Raw genomic sequence first — 16,354 nt, 5'->3', positions numbered from 1 at the left:
CGTGTGAATCAGTTCCTTCAATCGCGGACGTAAGGAGACTTATTGGTATGGGCTCCAGCCGTATCACGAATCTGCTGAAGCACGTCGCCGAGCCCGTCAGGGCCGGCCGCAGCTAGATCAGCGGCCAGTCCCATCAGCGCGGTGACGAGCGCGGAATCGGCGTCGGGAAGTACTGCGGCCATCGCTGTGACCGTCGCCGACAGCGAGCCGAAGCTTACGGACGCCCCGCCATAGGTGAAGGCCATAGCATCGGGCGCAGCCGCCGCCGCTTCGTCGATGATAGTCGGCAGCGGAATGACTTCTTCAGCAGCACTGTCCGCGTCGGCGAGCCGATCGGATTGCGTCGCGATAGAGATATCGGCCACCAGGATTTCCGGATTGTCGACCACCGACTCGAGAATCTGAACGAATCGTTCCGCGTATCTCTCGATCGTCTTCTCGTCGAACAATTCCGTTGCGTACACGAATCCGGCCCGCATCGGCGCACCTGCCACGCGGTCCCCGAGCACAGTCGGGTCGTTCGGATACATCGCCAACTGGAGATCGACTTTCGCCGAAGTGAGAGCATCGGGGACCGAACGGATCGCGAGTCCGCCGATCTCCACCTTCGGAAACTCGAGATTCTGGAACCAGAGCATCGCTTGGAAGACTGGATTGTATGACCGTGTCCGCGGCGCATCGACGGCCTGCACCACGGACTCGAATGCGACGTCAGCATGTGCCATATCGTCCATGTCCTCGACGCGAACCCTGTCGATCAGCGCACTGAACGATTCTCCACCGGTCACTGTGGTCCGCAAAGCCAGACTATTGACGAACATCCCGACGAGATCAGCCACCGCAGGTTCGTTCCGCCCGGCGTATGGAATCCCGACGACCACGTCGGAGCTGCCACTCATCCGAGACAGAAGGACGGCGAATGCCGAGTGAACGACGACGAAGAGCGTCGTCCCTTGCGCATGGGCGAGTGCTTCGAGTCGCCCGGTGAGCTCTGCCGAGATCTCGAATACCACTTCAGATCCGTCGTACGACGGCGTCGGGGGCCGTGGGCGGTCTGTCGGCAGCGCCAAGAGGTCCGGCGCACCAGAGAGTCGACGCCGCCAGTACTCGAGTTGACGATCTCGTTCGGTTGTGCCCTCGGAGTCCTCGGCGGCCAGCCATTCCTGCTGCCACATCGCAAAGTCGGCGTACTGGATCTGCAAGGGTGCCCACGCCGGTGCCCGGCCCGCCGACCTCGCAGCAGCCGCGGTCAAGAAATCTTCAGCAAGTGGCCGTATCGATGAACCGTCAGCAGTGATGTGGTGCATGACGAAGACGATCAGGTATTCCTCAGCTGACACGCGAAGCAGCCCGATCCGCACCGGAACCTCAGCAGTCAGGTCGAAGCCACGATCCATCACAGCGGCGACTGCGTCGAGCGACTTGCCCTCGACGTCGACCGGGTCGAGGTCCAGAGCCGACAACACTTCTGCCGCCGAAGTCAGCCTCGACACGGGCTCACCGCTGATCATCGGATAGACGGCCCGCAACGATTCTTGACGTTCGATCAGGTCTCCGACGGCGGCTTTGAACATGGCTACGTCCAAAGCACCGGAGACCCGAAGGGCAAACGCGATGTTGTACGCGGAGGACTCCGGATCCGCGCTGTTCAGGAGCCACATTCCGCGCTGCACCTCAGAAAGAGGCACGAGGTCGGGTCGTGGTCGGCTGACGAGTGCCGGCACATCGGCCACGATCGGCGCGGTGGCCAGAAAAGAGGCTAGCGCGGAAGCCGTCGGATTCGCGAAGATATCCCGCAATGCAATGCGCCTACCCCGCAACTTGGTCAGGCGAGCCGCCACGCTGACCGCAGACAGCGAGTTCCCGCCCAACTCGAAGAAGCTCTCCGAGACGCTGACCCGATCAACACGGAGCTCGGTCGCGAAGACTTCCGCGACCAGACGTTCGGAGTCGTTGCGCGGCGCGACGAAATCATGTCCCGCGTCGAAGTCGACGGGCGGCAAGGACGACCGGTCGATTTTCCCCACGGCGTTGATGACGAAACTCTCGACCGGCACCACCGTATGCGGGACCATGTGTCCGGGCAGGAGGTCCATCGCGAAACTGCGGATCTCTGCTGGGTCGATCGGAGTCACGCTCCGAGGCGTGACGTACGAGACGAGAACCGTGTCGCCGACAGGTCCCGGCATTCCGACAGTCAGGGCGGCAGCCACCGCACGGTGTGTGGTCAAGGCACCGTCCACCTCGCCCGGCTCCACGCGCATCCCTCTGATCTTGAGCTGAAAGTCGGTACGGCCCAGGTAGCGGAGACCGCCACCGGGAAGATTCATCACCCGGTCACCGGTCCGATACATCCGCGTCCCGGCCGCTCCGAACGGTGCCGGCACAAAACGTGCTGCTGTGAGGTCGGGGCGCCCCAAGTAACCGAGGGCCAACTGCTCCCCGGTCAAATACAACTCGCCGGGCACTCCGACTGGAACCGGGCGTAAAGCACTGCCGAGCACCAGTGCGCCGACTCCCGCGACGGGCTCACCGATCGTGACCTCCTCGCCGACGCCGATCGGCCCTGCCGCCGTCGCCCAGATGGTCGATTCAGTCGGCCCGTAGAGATTGAAGAAGTCGCGACCGGCGTCCGCCCACCGTTCCACCAGTTCGGGTGGGCAGGCCTCGCCGACGCTGACCAGCGTCCCCAGGTCCGGCAACGTGTCCGGGCTGAGTCCGGCCATGACCGACGGCGTCATCACCGTATGCGTCACCCGCTGCTTGTTGATCACCTCGACCAGCTCGTCGCCCGCGAACACGTCGGGTGCCGTCACGACGAGCGCCGCACCGCTGCACAACGCCATCGTTATCTCGAAGATCGACGCGTCGAAACTCGGAGCAGCCACCTGAAGCACCCGACTCGTATCGTCGAGGCGGAGGATCGATCGTTGATTGGCAGCCATGTTGGCCAGGCCGCGGTGACTGACCACCGTCGCCTTCGGTTTGCCGGTGGATCCCGACGTATAGATCAGGTACGCGACGTCATCTACCCGAGGTGTGCGCCCCAATTCGTCATCGGCGATCGGCCCTGCCGGCCGACCCGCGACGACGGCGGCGTCGACACTGATCCAGTCGATGGTGCCGAACGTTTCGGTCCCGACGCCGAGTACCGCGCCGCTGTCCTCAAGGATCTCGACCCGTCGTTCGTCGGGCAGATTCGGATCGACGTTGACGAACGCCGCGCCCGCTTTGCTGATCGCTACCATCGCGAGCACCGCTGCCACACTCCGGCCAGTACCGACTGCCACAACCTGGCCGGTACTGACCCCGGCCGCGAGTAGTTCCCTCGCCAGACGGTTCGCGGCGGCATCGAACTCGGCCCGAGTCAATGCGGTCTTGCTGTCCTGGACACCACCGGGGTTCTGCGATCCGTGCAGGTCCCACAACTCGCCGAGCGTAACGGGGCTAGCGGCAGGGGTCGGTGCGGCCGTCAACTCCGCGAAAGAATCGCGGCCGACGATATCGAGCCTGCCGACCGGTGTTTCGGGCGCGCTCCGTGTGAACTGATCAAGGACCCGCAAAACGGCCCGACCGAACCATGACGCTGTCGACTCGTCAAAAAGGTCCGTAGCGTACGAGATCTCGAAGTCGAGATGTTCGTCGTTGTCGATGACCGCCACCGATACGTCATATTTCGCTGCAGGCACTCGCGCATCGACGAGCTCGAAGCCTGTCGAATCGTCACGTAATGCGCTGGTAGTGTCCGCGAGCATCGTGAGGCCAACCTGGAACAGCGGGGTGTGTGCCGCCGACCGCGCTGGGGCCAGTTCTTCCACGACGCGTTCGAACGGCACTGTCGCATGTGCCATCGCGCGGGCCCGAGTGCGGTGTGCGTCGGCGAGCAGTTCCGTCAGGCTCGATCCATCAGGTACGGAGGTTCGCAAGACGACGGTGTCGACGAACATGCCGACCAGTTGCGCCAAACGATCGTCTCGACGCCCGTCGACGGCGACGCCGACCGCGACGTCATCGGTTCCACTGCACCGGGACAGGACCAGTGCGACGGCAGCGTGGATCACCGAGAACGTGGTCACTGCTGCCGCTTTCGCAAGATCGCGAACCGCACCGGTGAGCACCGGATCGGCGACGAGGTCGACATACGCGCCTCGTCCGCTGGCGACGGCGGGGCGAGGACGGTCCGTAGGGAGCGGCAACAACTCGGGCAGCCCGCCTAGTTCCGAGCGCCAGAACGACAGATCGGCGGTGACTGTGTCGCTGCCCTCGCCAGAAAGATGCTGGTGCTGCCACAACGCGTAGTCGGCATACTGCAACGCCTCCGGATCTCGTACAGGCGCTCGGCCAGACCTACGCTCGGCGTACGCCGCCGTCAGATCGGCGATCAACGGAACCAACGAGTAGCCGTCTGCCGCGATGTGGTGAATCACCACGACGAGGATGTGCTCGCGACCTTCGAGCACGAGACGACAACGAAAAGGTGCCTCGGCTGTGAGATCGAATCCGCTCGCGGCGATCGTGTCGACTGCGGCCTGCGCATCGTCGGTGTGGATAGGAGTCAGATCGATCGCATCATCCATCGAATCCACGTCACCGACAGTTTGAACTTGCTCACCGTCGTCAAGGACATCGAACGTCGTCCGCAGAATCTCGTGGCGGTCGACCACATCGCGCACTGCAGCGGAGAGCGCGGTGACATCCACGTCGGTGCCCAGGCGGACCGCGCCCGGCATGTTGTAAGTAGACGCGGCCGGATCGATCTGGTTGACCAACCACAACCGCGACTGAGCTGTCGACAGCGGAATCCGATCGGGCCGCGGGCTCACATGGATCAGGGGCGACTGCGAATCGTGGTCGGCGTGCGCGGCACCTGCAGCGAGCTCGGAGAGATCTGTCGCATCGAAGACATCGGCCAATCGAAGATCCAGACCCAGTCCATCGCGTGCCCTCGTCACGAGACGAGCAGCCACCAGCGAGTTGCCACCGAGTTCGAACAGATTGTCCCGACGCCCAACCCGATCGATTCCGACCAGTTCAGCGATGATTCCGGCGAGTTGAACCTCGATCTCCGACTGCGGAGCCTCGTATTCCGCCGAGTGCATCTCGGGAACCGGCAGAGCGCGCCGATCTGTCTTACCAGAGGAGTTGATCGGGAAGTCGTCGAGTACGACGATCGCCGACGGCACCATGTGCGACGGCAGACGGCGCCGCGACCAGGCGAGCAGCTCGGGCTCGTCCGGCTTCGGGTCGGTGGCCCGCACGTACGCAACGAGCGTGGGCACGGCCGCCAGGTCGTCCCGCACCATCGCGACCGCCGCATCGACGCTTTGGTGATCGACCAACACCGACTCGACTTCGCCGAGTTCCACCCGCTGCCCGCGGATCTTGACCTGGAAGTCGGTGCGACCGAGGTATTCGAGTTCCCCATTGATGTTCCAGCGCACGAGGTCGCCGGTGCGATACATCCGCGCGCCCGCCACGTCGTCGCCCAAAGCAGCGACGAAGCGCTCACCGGTGAGACTCGGTCGACCGATGTACCCGTGGGCCAGTTGGACTCCAGCGAGATAGAGCTCGCCCGGCGCACCTGGCGGGACCGGCGTCAGACGGTCATCGAGTACGAGGGCGCGGGTGTTCGGAACCGGGGAGCCGATCGGCGGCATCGTCTCCCCAAACCGGACCCGGTGCTCGGTGACGTCGACGGCCGCCTCGGTCGGTCCGTACAGGTTGACCAAGTCGACCTCGGGCGCACCGAGAAGCATTCGGTCCGCTGCATTACCGGTCAGCGCCTCCCCCGAGGTGAACACGCGCCGCAGCCTGCTCGGGAAAAGCTCCTCGCCGGTCTGCCGTCCGGCTCGGTCATCGAGGTAGACGTCGAGCATCGACGGAACGAAGTGGACGACCGTGACGTCCTCGACTTCCATCAGTTCGCGTAAGTATCCCGGGTCTCGGTGACCGTCGGGTCGCGCGATGACCATGCGTGCTCCGACCGCCAGCGGCCAGAACAGTTCCCACACCGAGACATCGAACGTGAACGGTGTCTTATACATCACCGCATCGTCTGCGGCGAGCGGGTAGTGCTCGTCGGTCCATGCCAGACGGTTCATCACCGCGTCGTGCGGTACCTCGACGCCCTTCGGCGTACCTGTGGACCCGGAGGTGAAGATGACGTATGCAGGTGCGTTGGCCGCAAGTGGCGCGGTATCGACGGGATCGAGTCCAGTCGCGTCGTCACGCTCGAAATACTCGGCGTCGAATACCAGCCTCGCACCTGCGGCGTTGGCGACGAGATCTCGCCGGTCCTGTGGGTGAGACGGATCAACCGGAACATACGCGGCCCCGACGGTGAGTACGGCGTAGACCGCGGCGAGCTGGCCGAACCCACGGGCCATCGAGACGATGACTCGGTCTCCGGCACGCACGCCGTCGCGGACGAGCCGTGCAGCATGCCTGCGGCGCGCCGCGTCGAACTCGGCGTACGTCCACGTCTCGTTTCCGAAAGTCAGGGCGTGCGCATCCGGGTGTTCGCGGACCTGCCGTTCGAATCCGTCGAGCAGGTGCGCACCGAAGGCAGAGTAGTCGCGCACTGCACCGCGCTCCGCGGACTGGATCGACGCACGGTCCGCAGCGGTTCGCAATTCCACCTCTCCGAGCGGGCGATCGGGGTCATCGAGCAGGCGCTCGAAGAACTCGAGGAACCGTGCGACGTGGATATCGAGTTCGTCCTGGGTGTACAGGTGCGGGTTGCCATGCAGATCGACGAACACCGGTGCGTTCGGGCTCGCCTGGTAGAGATTGACCCGCAGATCTTCCAGGATTCCCGATGCCAGGATGTGGTACTCCACATCGGCGCCCGCAATCTCGATCGGACGGTCGAAGAACACCATGTTGACGATCGGACCGAACGATGCGGTCGCGGCGTCACGCAAGCCGGCATCGAGGCGGATGTCCTCGAACCGGTACCGCTGATGGCGCAGCACACCGGTGAGTTCGAGTTGAATCTGGGCGACCAACTCGGGGAACGTCAGTTCGCTCGGCCGAGTCGCCCTGACTGGCAGCATGTTCGACACCATTCCGCCGGCCCGCTTCACCTTCGCGGTGGCGCGTCCTGTCACCGGAACACTGAGGACGACCTCATCGGAATCTGTCATTCGCGACAAGTAGGCGGAGAACCCAGAGGTCAAGAGCGCTGGCAGCGAACTACCCATCGCCGACGCGAGTTCGGCCAATCGGCGTTGGAAATCGTCGGTGAGCCGGCGTCCGGCCACCAGGTTCTTGGGCGACAACGGCGCCGTGGCCGCGTGCTGGGCGAGCGTCACTCGCTCGGGCAGATCCGCAGCCCGCTTCACCCAGTATTCGCGATCCCGCTCGCGACGCGTCCCCGAGGTATATGCGGCATCGTCCGCCACGAGCTCCGCCAACTCGGCATGCGGTTTGACGGCGACGTCGTCCCCAGCCAAGGCAGCGTTGTAACGGTCGACCAGCCAGAGGACGTTGTTGAGGGCAGCTACCCCGTCCATCAGAAGGTGATGTCCGCGGAGATACCAGAACACCCGATCGTCGGCGACGCGCAGCAGTCCCGCACGCGCCAGCGGCACGCGTGCGAGGAGATCTACCGGCCGACGGTAATCAGTGTTCATCCAATCCTCTGCAGCCGCCACCGGGTCTTCATGGCTGCGGAAATCGATGTGCTCGAGTGTGAACGGAAGTGAGAAATCAATGGTCTGCATCAACTCGCCGTCGTTGTCGACGAGTCGGGTGAATGCGCTCTGAAGTTCCCGGGCGCTCTCGTGGTGTATCGAGTCGAACAAGTCAACGTCGAGGCGCCGGTCGACGTCGCGGATGTCGAGGTACTGGGCGACGTTCACCGAGTAGTCCGGCGACATGTTCTCGGCGAACCACATGCCGCGCTGGGCGGCGGTCAACGGCAGCCATTGCTGCTCGTCAGATCCGCTGCTCAACTCACTCATTACCGTTCATGCCTTTCGCTCGTGCGCTGGTGCACTGCCCGCCGTCCGACAACTCGGACGCGTCCCCACGGATATCGACTCCGCAGACCTCACTGTTTCATTGAGACTCTCCTCTCCTAGCCTCCCACTCTCAGGCCATATGCATAGCGACAGTTGACCGACCGACGCTGACGATGATCGTTCACCTACTCGTCGCCGCCTTCCGGTAACCGACGAGCGCAGGGTAAATGCTTGCACCGACAAAGACTGCAGCCCAGATCATCACCTTGATCAGATCCATCGTGATCGGCCCGCCGATGGCAAAAGCCCGCATCAAATCGATCGCGGGCGTCATCGGCTGATTCGCCACGATCGGCTGAAGCCAACCGGGATACGCATCAATCGGCGAGAAACCCGAGTTGAAGAACATGAGCACGCTCATCAGCAGACCGAGATACTGAACCAGTGGAGCGCCAGGTGGCGCATTCACAGAGATGGCCAATACGAACACCGCGTACGCAGCACCGAACAGCACGGCCACCACGACGAGCCCGATCGCAGGAAGGATCCCCTCCGAGAATCGGAAGCCCAGCGCGTAGCCGACCGTAAGCAAGATCAGTGTCAGGACGAAAATTCGGGCCATCTCTGCCACGACTCGGGACGAGAGGTCGGCAGCACGGTGGATGGGAAGCACGTAGAGTCGTGCGAGTAGCCCGGTGGTGCGCTCCTTGTTCAGCCTGACCGCCGACACCATCGACCCACCCATCGCGCCGATGATGATCATCAACGGTACCGTCCCGTACAGGCTGTCCTGACCAGTCGCGTTGCCGATCGAATCGCCGAGAACCACCTTGAGAAGCACCATCGAGATCGCGGGGATGATCAACGACTGCAACACCGTCGGCACATTCCGGACGTAGACGAGAATCTGCCGCCACGTCAGCACCCTGGTGTGCTCGAACCACGCTCCGACCGACCGTTCAGAGACCGTATGATCCACGACAGTGGTCTCGGAGACGCGTTCGGCCTCCACTGCTTCGGTGCTCATCGGGTCCGCGCCTTCCGTGTTCCCGCCGTCAGCGTCATCAGAGCAACGATGCCGATACCGATACACCAATACACCGTCGGTGCAGCGACAGACCAACTGAGCGACTCACGCGAGTCGGCTACCCGCATCACGTTAACGAACTGGGAGATCGGCTGGTTGCGAGCAAATGGCTGGATCCAGTCCGGGAAGCGCGCTTCGGGGACGAATCCAGTCGACACCATCCCCAGGATCATCGTCGGCAAGCCGAGGATCTGACTCGTCGCCTCTGGGCTGCCTGCGACGAGGCCCAAGCCGTCCGACAGCAATGCGAGCAACAACCCAATCACCAGGGTGATCCCCAGCAAGGTGACTGTGCCCCAGATGCCGCCGTCGGCCCGCCACCCGATGATCAGGCAGGCGACGACGCCGCAGACCATCGACACGAGGAGAAGCGCGAGGTTCGTCGCCGAACGAGCGAGGAGTGGCACCCATTCCGGCATCGGCAAAACGCGGAATCGGGTATTGATTCCCCGACTGACGTCGAAAGCCGAGCGCATTGCCGCCGAGGTCGCAGCGAAACTCATCGCTTGCAGCAGGATGATGGGCATCAGGAACTGCCCATAGTTCATCCCGCCAGCATCCATGACCTTGCGCAGCGGCAGGTAGAAGCAGACCGCGAGAAACGCAGGCGCGATGAACGCGAACACGAACTCGCCGTTCCGCAGCACCTTCAGCAGCCCGCGGGACGTCAGCGTCCACCACTGTCGGACAGTGCGCACACCGGCGGGCACTGCGACGGCATCGAGCGGACGAATTCCCGAATCGGCCGTCACGGGCCACCGTCGCCTGCAGGCAGCGTGGACTTGATGTGATCGGCAAGGGAATCGCCGTCACGGTCGAACAGCGTCAGTCCGGTGTCGTCCTTCGGCTTCTCAGTCAGCGAGAGAAACACCTCGTCCAACGACGGGCGGCGCAGCGCGATGTCAGCGAGCGGTATCTTCGCTGCCTCCGTACGACGCATCACCTCGGCCAAGGTCTCCGGACCGTTCGGTGCAGGCACCGACACCGTCGACACATCGAGACTCGTGTCGGCGGCGGCCTCGTCGCCGATCAGATCACGCAGACGAGCACGCAGCCGGGGAAGGTACGCCGGATGGGCGGGCGTCACTTCGCAGTACGCCGCACCGGTCGCCGCCTTCAGTTCGCTCGACGTGCCCTCGGCGATCACGCGACCGGCGTCGATTACGACGATGTTGTCCGAGAGCACGTCGGCTTCTTCGAGGTACTGAGTGGTCAACAGGATGGTGACGCCGTCGTCGCGCAGCTTGTCGACCAGGTTCCAGACATCCTGACGACTCCGCGGGTCCAGCCCCGTGGTGGGCTCGTCGAGGAACACCACTTCCGGTGACGTGACGAGACCACATGCGATATCGATACGACGCCGCATACCGCCCGAATACTGCCCGACTCGTTTCCCCGCGGCCTCCACGAGGGAGAAGTCTTCGAGCAGTTCGTCGGCGCGCGCCGCGGCCTTCTTCTTCGGCAGACCCAATAGGCGCCCGAACAGAATCAAGTTCTCTCGTCCGGTCAGCGACTCGTCGAGCGCAGCGAACTGGCCGGTCAACATGATCGAGGTTCGCACGCCGGCGGGATTCTCGACGACGTCGTGACCCGCGACAACCGCGCTCCCTTTGTCCGGAGCCAGCAGTGTGCACAGCATATTGACGGTCGTGGTCTTACCCGCGCCGTTCGGTCCGAGCAGCGCGACAATCGTCCCCTTCGGGACTCGAAAGCTCACATCGTCGACGGCAACGAAATCACCGAATGATTTATGGAGGTGGCTCGCCACAATCGCAGGACCGGCACCGTCCTCGGGCTCGAGATCCGTCTGTGAGACAGCAGCGAACGCCACCGTGCTCGCCGCCGCCAGCCGCTGTTCGTGTTCGGAGACGAACGGCACAAGCTGCTCTGCCTCGTCGGGCGCTTCCGCCGGAGCGAGATCGTCCGGCTCGACCGGTGCCTCAGGTGCGGGGGCCGGTGCCATCACGTCCCACGCTGCGTGACGTGGGCCGCGTGGCGCCTGGGTCGCGGCGTACCGGGCGTTCTGCGGAAGCCGATGGCTGCTGGTGGCAGTTCCCGTACTGTTCAGAGCCTCCGGCGCGCTACGACGGTCATCCGAGTCCCCTCGCCAGCGCCCGAACCGGCGGGTCGCAACAGACTCGTCAGAAGCACGCTCATCAGTCCGGGCAACCGGCAGCGGAGCACCGCGAGACGCGTCTTCCGCCTGAGGAGCACCACCACTCACATCACGCGGCGACCATGACCCGACCGCGCGCTGCGCGGGATTCTCATGACCGCTCGAAACACTGGCTGCCGGACTCCGGTCCTGCGGAGCGGACGACAGGTCGTCGCGCCACGCGCGTAGTTCACGAAGGATTGGGTCGTCGTCCGGGACCCACGGCATCGTGTCCTGGAGGGGGTCGGTCTCACGCCCACGTCCCGGAGTCTGACCACCGGCATCGGCGGCACTTCCGGCAGGGTCTGGCATGTGACGATCCCTCTCCTTCGCTCTTCTACGTTCAGCCGACAAGTTTTACTACCCTCCGACTATCGCTCACAACCTGGAAGGTGTTTCACGATAGGACCAGTTCAGGGTCGGATCGTGATCCGGCCTCACGAGCCGCCCCACGTGTACGGGATTCGAATTCTATTGTTATGCAATATATTTCGGGCAAAATTGCGCCAGATTCGATTCACAAGCTCAGCCGAACGCCACGCATGTCCGATGTTATATGACACATCTCTAGAAAACCCCGTCGACATTCATGTGACGCAGTGTCGATCAATCGATCAATATTTTGAGGAGAATGTGCGGTATATACGGTCGACGTCACTCTCGCGTGAAACCTCCTGAAATGGAAAAGATCGCCCTCCCGAACCCGGGAAGGGCGATCTTCGTTGTCGCAGAGTCAGGCGGCGGGAAGCCCACCGCGTGAACTCCCTCGAGCGCTCCTCAGACCTTCCATCCTTCGGACTGCCGCCACCGCTCCCACAGCCGGGCGAACACTCCATCGCTGTCCAGGAGGTTCTGTATCCCGCCGGCCTCGGCGATCCGTCCGTCCTCGAGCACGATGACTCGGTCGGCCAAGGCCACCAGCGCGGGCCGGTGGGTCACCACCACGATGGTCCGCGTGCCGCGCTCGTCGGCCAAGGCGTCCACCACAGCGCGTTCGGTGATGGCATCGAGGGCCGACGTCGCTTCGTCGACCATGAGCAGCGGTGCGCGCTTAGCCAAGGCGCGGGCCAAGCCGACGCGCTGCCGCTCACCGCCGGAGAGGGCGTTACCGGCCTCGCCCACCCTGGTGTCCCAGCCGTGCGGCAAGGCGTCGAGTGTCTCGGTGAGGGCAGCCCGCTCCGCAAGAGCGTCCAGATTCGCGCTGCGGTCCAGATCGACGTTCTGCCGCAGCGTGCCCGGACGCAACTCCGTAGCCTGAAAGACCATGGAAGTGGCAGCAAGGCGCTCGGCGGCCGACGTCTCCCGGCCGCCGATGAGCACTCTTCCGCTGGTCGGCTCGCGCAGCCCGGTGAGCACGTCGAGCAGCGTCGACTTACCCGATCCTGACGCCCCCACGATCACCGTGGTGCTGCCTGCGGGCAACTGCAGGTCGACCTCGTGCAGTGCCCTGGTCCCGTCCGGGTAGTCGAAGGCCACCTGCTCCAGCGCCACATCAACGGATCCGTCGACGCCGGCACCGGCCCCTGCCTCACTTAGCCGGTCAGAGGCCTCGCCGCGGGTCGCCAGTCCCCGCAGATCGGCGAGCACTCGCTCGGCCATCGCCATCGGGACCGACATCAACGACAGCGAGCTCGTGCTCTCGACGATGCGCAGCAGCACAACGATCATCGCTGCCGCGGTGACTCCGGAGATCTCGTCGTTGAGATAGAGCGCTGCCGTAGCGACGCCGAACGCCAACAGAACCACCTGTTGCACCACCGCGAACAGCGTCTCCCCCGACACGTCCCAGGCAAGCAGACGCAACCCACTGCGGCGGCGCTGATCGAGCACCGCGTCCATCGTCCCCGTGCCTGCACCGGAACCGCGCAGCGTCGGCTGCGCCCACGCGAACTCCAGGACCTTCTCGTCCAGTTCACGACCGGACTCGGCGTAGATCTCCTCCGAATGGGCGACGGCCCGGCGGCTGGCCCACAATGCGCCGAACAGCACGACGCCGCACACCAAGGCCACCAGCGCCAACTGCCATGAGACGGCCAGCAGCGCCAGGGCCAGGAACGGAACCATCAGCACGGCCCGGATGAGCGGTGACCCGAGCAGGACCACCGACGACACCGAATCGACGCCGCCGCGGCTCACCAGATCCCGGAGCTTGCTCGCCTTAGCCGAGTGCAGGTCGGACGGGTCGAGCCGGCGGATACCTGTCACACCGACGGACTCGGCCTGGTACATCAGCGCCAGGCCCAGCCGGAGCCCTGCGCGGGCGGCGAACACGTCGAACGCCCACACCACGACTAACAGTCCGATGAGGAGACCGACCCACCCCCAGGCGTCGGCGGGATTCTCCCCGAACAACGAACGCAACAGCGGCACCAACGTGATCGTCGCGCCGGCCTGCACTGCGGTCGATACGGCCGACAACGCCACGAACGTGATCCGATCGCCCCGTGCGCGTGGACCGGTCACCGCCGCCAGATCCGAGTAGATCATCGAACCGCCTCCATCGCGCGACCGTGCATTCGGGCATATAGCCCGCCGGCGTTTTCGAGCTCCTCCCTGCGGCCCCGCTCGACGATGCGTCCGCCGTCGACGACGACGATCTGATCGGCGTCGGCCACGGTGTGCAGTCGGTGCGCGATCACCAGCACAGTCCGATCCTCGAGGAGCCGAGAGATGCCCTGGCGGACCTCCCATTCCGAATCCGGATCGGCCGCTGCGGTCGCCTCGTCGAGAACCACCACCCGTGGATCGCCGAGCATCGCCCGTGCGATGGAGAGTCGCTGCCGCTGCCCGCCGGACAGGCTGTCGCGGTCGATGATCGTCTCGTATCCGTGCGGAAGCTCTGCGATCACCTCGTGGATGTAGGCCGCGCGCGCCGCTTCGACGATCTCCTCGCGGGGCGTGTCCGGGCGGCCAAGTGCGATGTTCTCCGCCACTGTGCCGCGGACGATCTGTACGTCCTGCAAGACGGTGGCGATCTGCGGCCGCAAGGTCTCCTCGTCGTAGCCTCGCAAGTCGATCCCGTCCAACAACACCGCGCCGCTGTCCGGATCCCACAACCGCGCTGCCAACGCCGCGAGCGTCGACTTGCCTGCACCGGACGGGCCGACGATCGCGGTGGTGCTGCCCGCAGGCAGATCCAGACTGATCCCGCTGACCACCGGCTGGCCCGGGGCGTAACCGAAACTGACGTCATCGAAGCGCATCGACGCCGGGCCGGTGCCCGCGGTGCGCACCGGGTCGTCATGGCCCCGCAGCTCGCGAGTCGTCAACAGCAGATCCAGCCCGGACTTGGCGGAGAAGCCTTCCCGCAGCCCGTTGGCCGCGAACGAGACGGCGAGCAGACGGTCGCCGAACGAGGTGCCCAGAATCAGGAAGGGCAGGATCGATGCGGCCGGCATCGAGTCGGTGGTGATCAACGCGGTTCCGACCACGGCGACCAACACCATCGACGTCATCGGCCGGGTGAGCAGGATCATGAACGTCTTCAAGTCGATGGTGTCGTGCTGCCACGTCCGCATGAAGTCGTTCATCTCCCGCGCTTGCCTGGGCAGGTCGACCGTCGCGGAATCGCCGAACACCCGGCTCATCGGCTGCGCCGTGATGTACCGCTCGGCTTCGCCCGGGAGCACGGCGTTGTACCGCAGCATCTGCGTCATCCGCTCCCGGTCGCCTGCGCTCATGCGCACCATGATCACGATGTACACCACGATCGGGACCAGCAGCACCAACGCGAGGGCCCAGTCGACCGAGAAGAGGTACCCCAGGATCGCCAGCGGTGTGACGACCGCTGTCACCAGGTCGACCATCGCGTGCGTCACCAGATAGTGCAAAGAGTTGACGTCGTCCTGCGCGAGTTTGCGGATCTCCCCGGCACGACGACCCGCGAACCAGCCCAGCGGCAACCGGGTGAACTTCTCCAAGACCTTGCGACGCAGGGCGGCAGCGAACACCTGGTCGTACAGATGCAACCCGATCATCAGCACCGTCGAGCCGACCAAACCGGCAGCCAGCACGATCACCGCGGCGATCCCGAGCCCGGTCAGGTCGGAGCGCTCGGCGCCCTCGGTGAACCGTCGAGCCACCTCGGCGAAGAGGATCAGCGGGACCACAGTCGCGGCCGCCAGAAGCAGGGAGACCAAGGCCGCGATGATCAACGCCGGACGGGCCGGAGCCAGTACTGATGGCGGCTTGACCCGCTGTGGTTCATCCGATTCGGTCTGACCGATATCGGATGCTTCCGCGAGGACCGCCTCCGACGGAACCGAACGCGCCGAGGTCTCAGTCTGCGCCGACTCCGATGCGGTCGGCGCTTCTTCCGGTGCGGGCAGGGCCGCCAGTTCTTCAGCGCTGAGTTCCACGCCCATGCCGCGTCCGCGGATCCAGTAGGCCTGCGAGAACATGGTGCCCTTGTTATGGCCTTGCTCGCGCTGCAGATAGGTCTTCACCAAACGGGTGGCCGTGGATTCGCTCGCCGTCCACGATTTCCAGCCGCGATAGTCGGTGTCGCCGAGCGCGTCGAGCAGGGCACGCGAATCGTCTTGGGTCCTCACCCAGGTCACCACGAGATCGGGATGCTCGGGAAGTGGCGCCGTGCGGTCGTCGTCCTCGGTGTGCTCGAGGAATACCCGCACCGGGACGTCGTGCGGAACAGCCGCGATCACCGACGAGATCGCGGGCCATGCGGCCATGTCGCCGCAGAGAAGGTATCCGGGAGGCTGGGGTTCGGTGATCTCCCAGCCGTCCCCGCCGAGACGTTTGACGACGAGTTCGTCGCCCTCGCGAGCCCCGATCGCCCAGCGCGACGCCGGCCCGGCGGGTTCGTGGATCAGGAAGCAGAGGCCGAAGCGCCCGGTCGCCGGGTCGGGGTCGACGAGAGTGTACGCGCGCTGAAAGAGTTTGCCGCCACCGTCCGGATCAGGAAACCAGGCACGCACCCACGCCGTCGGCTTCTCGCCCGCCGAGTACAGAACGTCCTCGCTGTCGAAGTCGATTCGGATGATGTGTGGAGTGATCCACCGCGTTCCGGTGACTCGGATCGAATGGTCCTGCGCACCGAACGCGCGCAGCATCGCACCCTGGAATCCCTTACCCATCGATGGCATCTCCCCGTGGCTAGACTAGGAATGTAAGGCTAGCCTTAGCAGAACC

6 protein-coding genes are annotated in these 16,354 nt (G+C 64.6%); all 6 read right to left on the bottom strand.

Features of this window, described 5'->3' with window-relative positions; all coding sequences use genetic code 11:
• Positions 1–17: 17 nt before the first annotated feature.
• The 6 genes from ACTIMF_RS07135 to ACTIMF_RS07110 all read right to left on the bottom strand — a co-directional run bounded on the left by ACTIMF_RS07135 (position 18) and on the right by ACTIMF_RS07110 (position 16,299).
• Positions 18–7,964, bottom strand: coding sequence for an amino acid adenylation domain-containing protein (locus ACTIMF_RS07135; RefSeq protein WP_442349586.1), 7,947 nt, complete (start codon positions 7,962–7,964; stop codon positions 18–20).
• A gap of 181 nt (positions 7,965–8,145) precedes the next feature.
• Positions 8,146–8,991, bottom strand: coding sequence for an ABC transporter permease (locus tag ACTIMF_RS07130; RefSeq protein ID WP_442349585.1), 846 nt, complete (start codon positions 8,989–8,991; stop codon positions 8,146–8,148).
• Positions 8,988–9,803, bottom strand: a complete 816-nt coding sequence (locus ACTIMF_RS07125; protein WP_442349584.1) for an ABC transporter permease — start codon at positions 9,801–9,803, stop codon at positions 8,988–8,990. The genes ACTIMF_RS07130 and ACTIMF_RS07125 overlap by 4 nt, the downstream gene beginning before the upstream one ends.
• The gene (locus ACTIMF_RS07120) at positions 9,800–11,275 is read right to left on the bottom strand and encodes an ATP-binding cassette domain-containing protein (protein WP_442349644.1); all 1,476 of its coding nucleotides are present in this window, start codon (positions 11,273–11,275) and stop codon (positions 9,800–9,802) included. The genes ACTIMF_RS07125 and ACTIMF_RS07120 overlap by 4 nt, the downstream gene beginning before the upstream one ends.
• A 708-nt stretch (positions 11,276–11,983) precedes the next feature.
• Positions 11,984–13,693, bottom strand: a complete 1,710-nt coding sequence (locus ACTIMF_RS07115) for an ABC transporter ATP-binding protein (RefSeq protein ID WP_442349583.1) — start codon at positions 13,691–13,693, stop codon at positions 11,984–11,986.
• Positions 13,690–16,299 (bottom strand): ABC transporter ATP-binding protein/permease, encoded by a 2,610-nt coding sequence (locus tag ACTIMF_RS07110; protein WP_442349582.1) that lies wholly within the window; start codon positions 16,297–16,299, stop codon positions 13,690–13,692. The genes ACTIMF_RS07115 and ACTIMF_RS07110 overlap by 4 nt, the downstream gene beginning before the upstream one ends.
• Positions 16,300–16,354 lie beyond the last annotated feature (55 nt).

It is taken from the genome of Gordonia sp. (in: high G+C Gram-positive bacteria) (genome assembly GCF_052106715.1).
Lineage (GTDB): Bacteria > Actinomycetota > Actinomycetes > Mycobacteriales > Mycobacteriaceae > Gordonia.
Note: the sequence above shows the minus strand (reverse complement) of the source record. Positions and strands in the feature narration are given on the sequence as shown.

Coding starts and splice junctions, on each gene's coding strand:
- ACTIMF_RS07135 (WP_442349586.1), bottom strand. CDS start 7,964: ATGAGTGAGTTGAGCAGCGGATCTGACGAGCAGCAATGGCTGCCGTTG.
- ACTIMF_RS07130 (WP_442349585.1), bottom strand. CDS start 8,991: ATGAGCACCGAAGCAGTGGAGGCCGAACGCGTCTCCGAGACCACTGTC.
- ACTIMF_RS07115 (WP_442349583.1), bottom strand. CDS start 13,693: ATGATCTACTCGGATCTGGCGGCGGTGACCGGTCCACGCGCACGGGGC.
- ACTIMF_RS07110 (WP_442349582.1), bottom strand. CDS start 16,299: ATGGGTAAGGGATTCCAGGGTGCGATGCTGCGCGCGTTCGGTGCGCAG.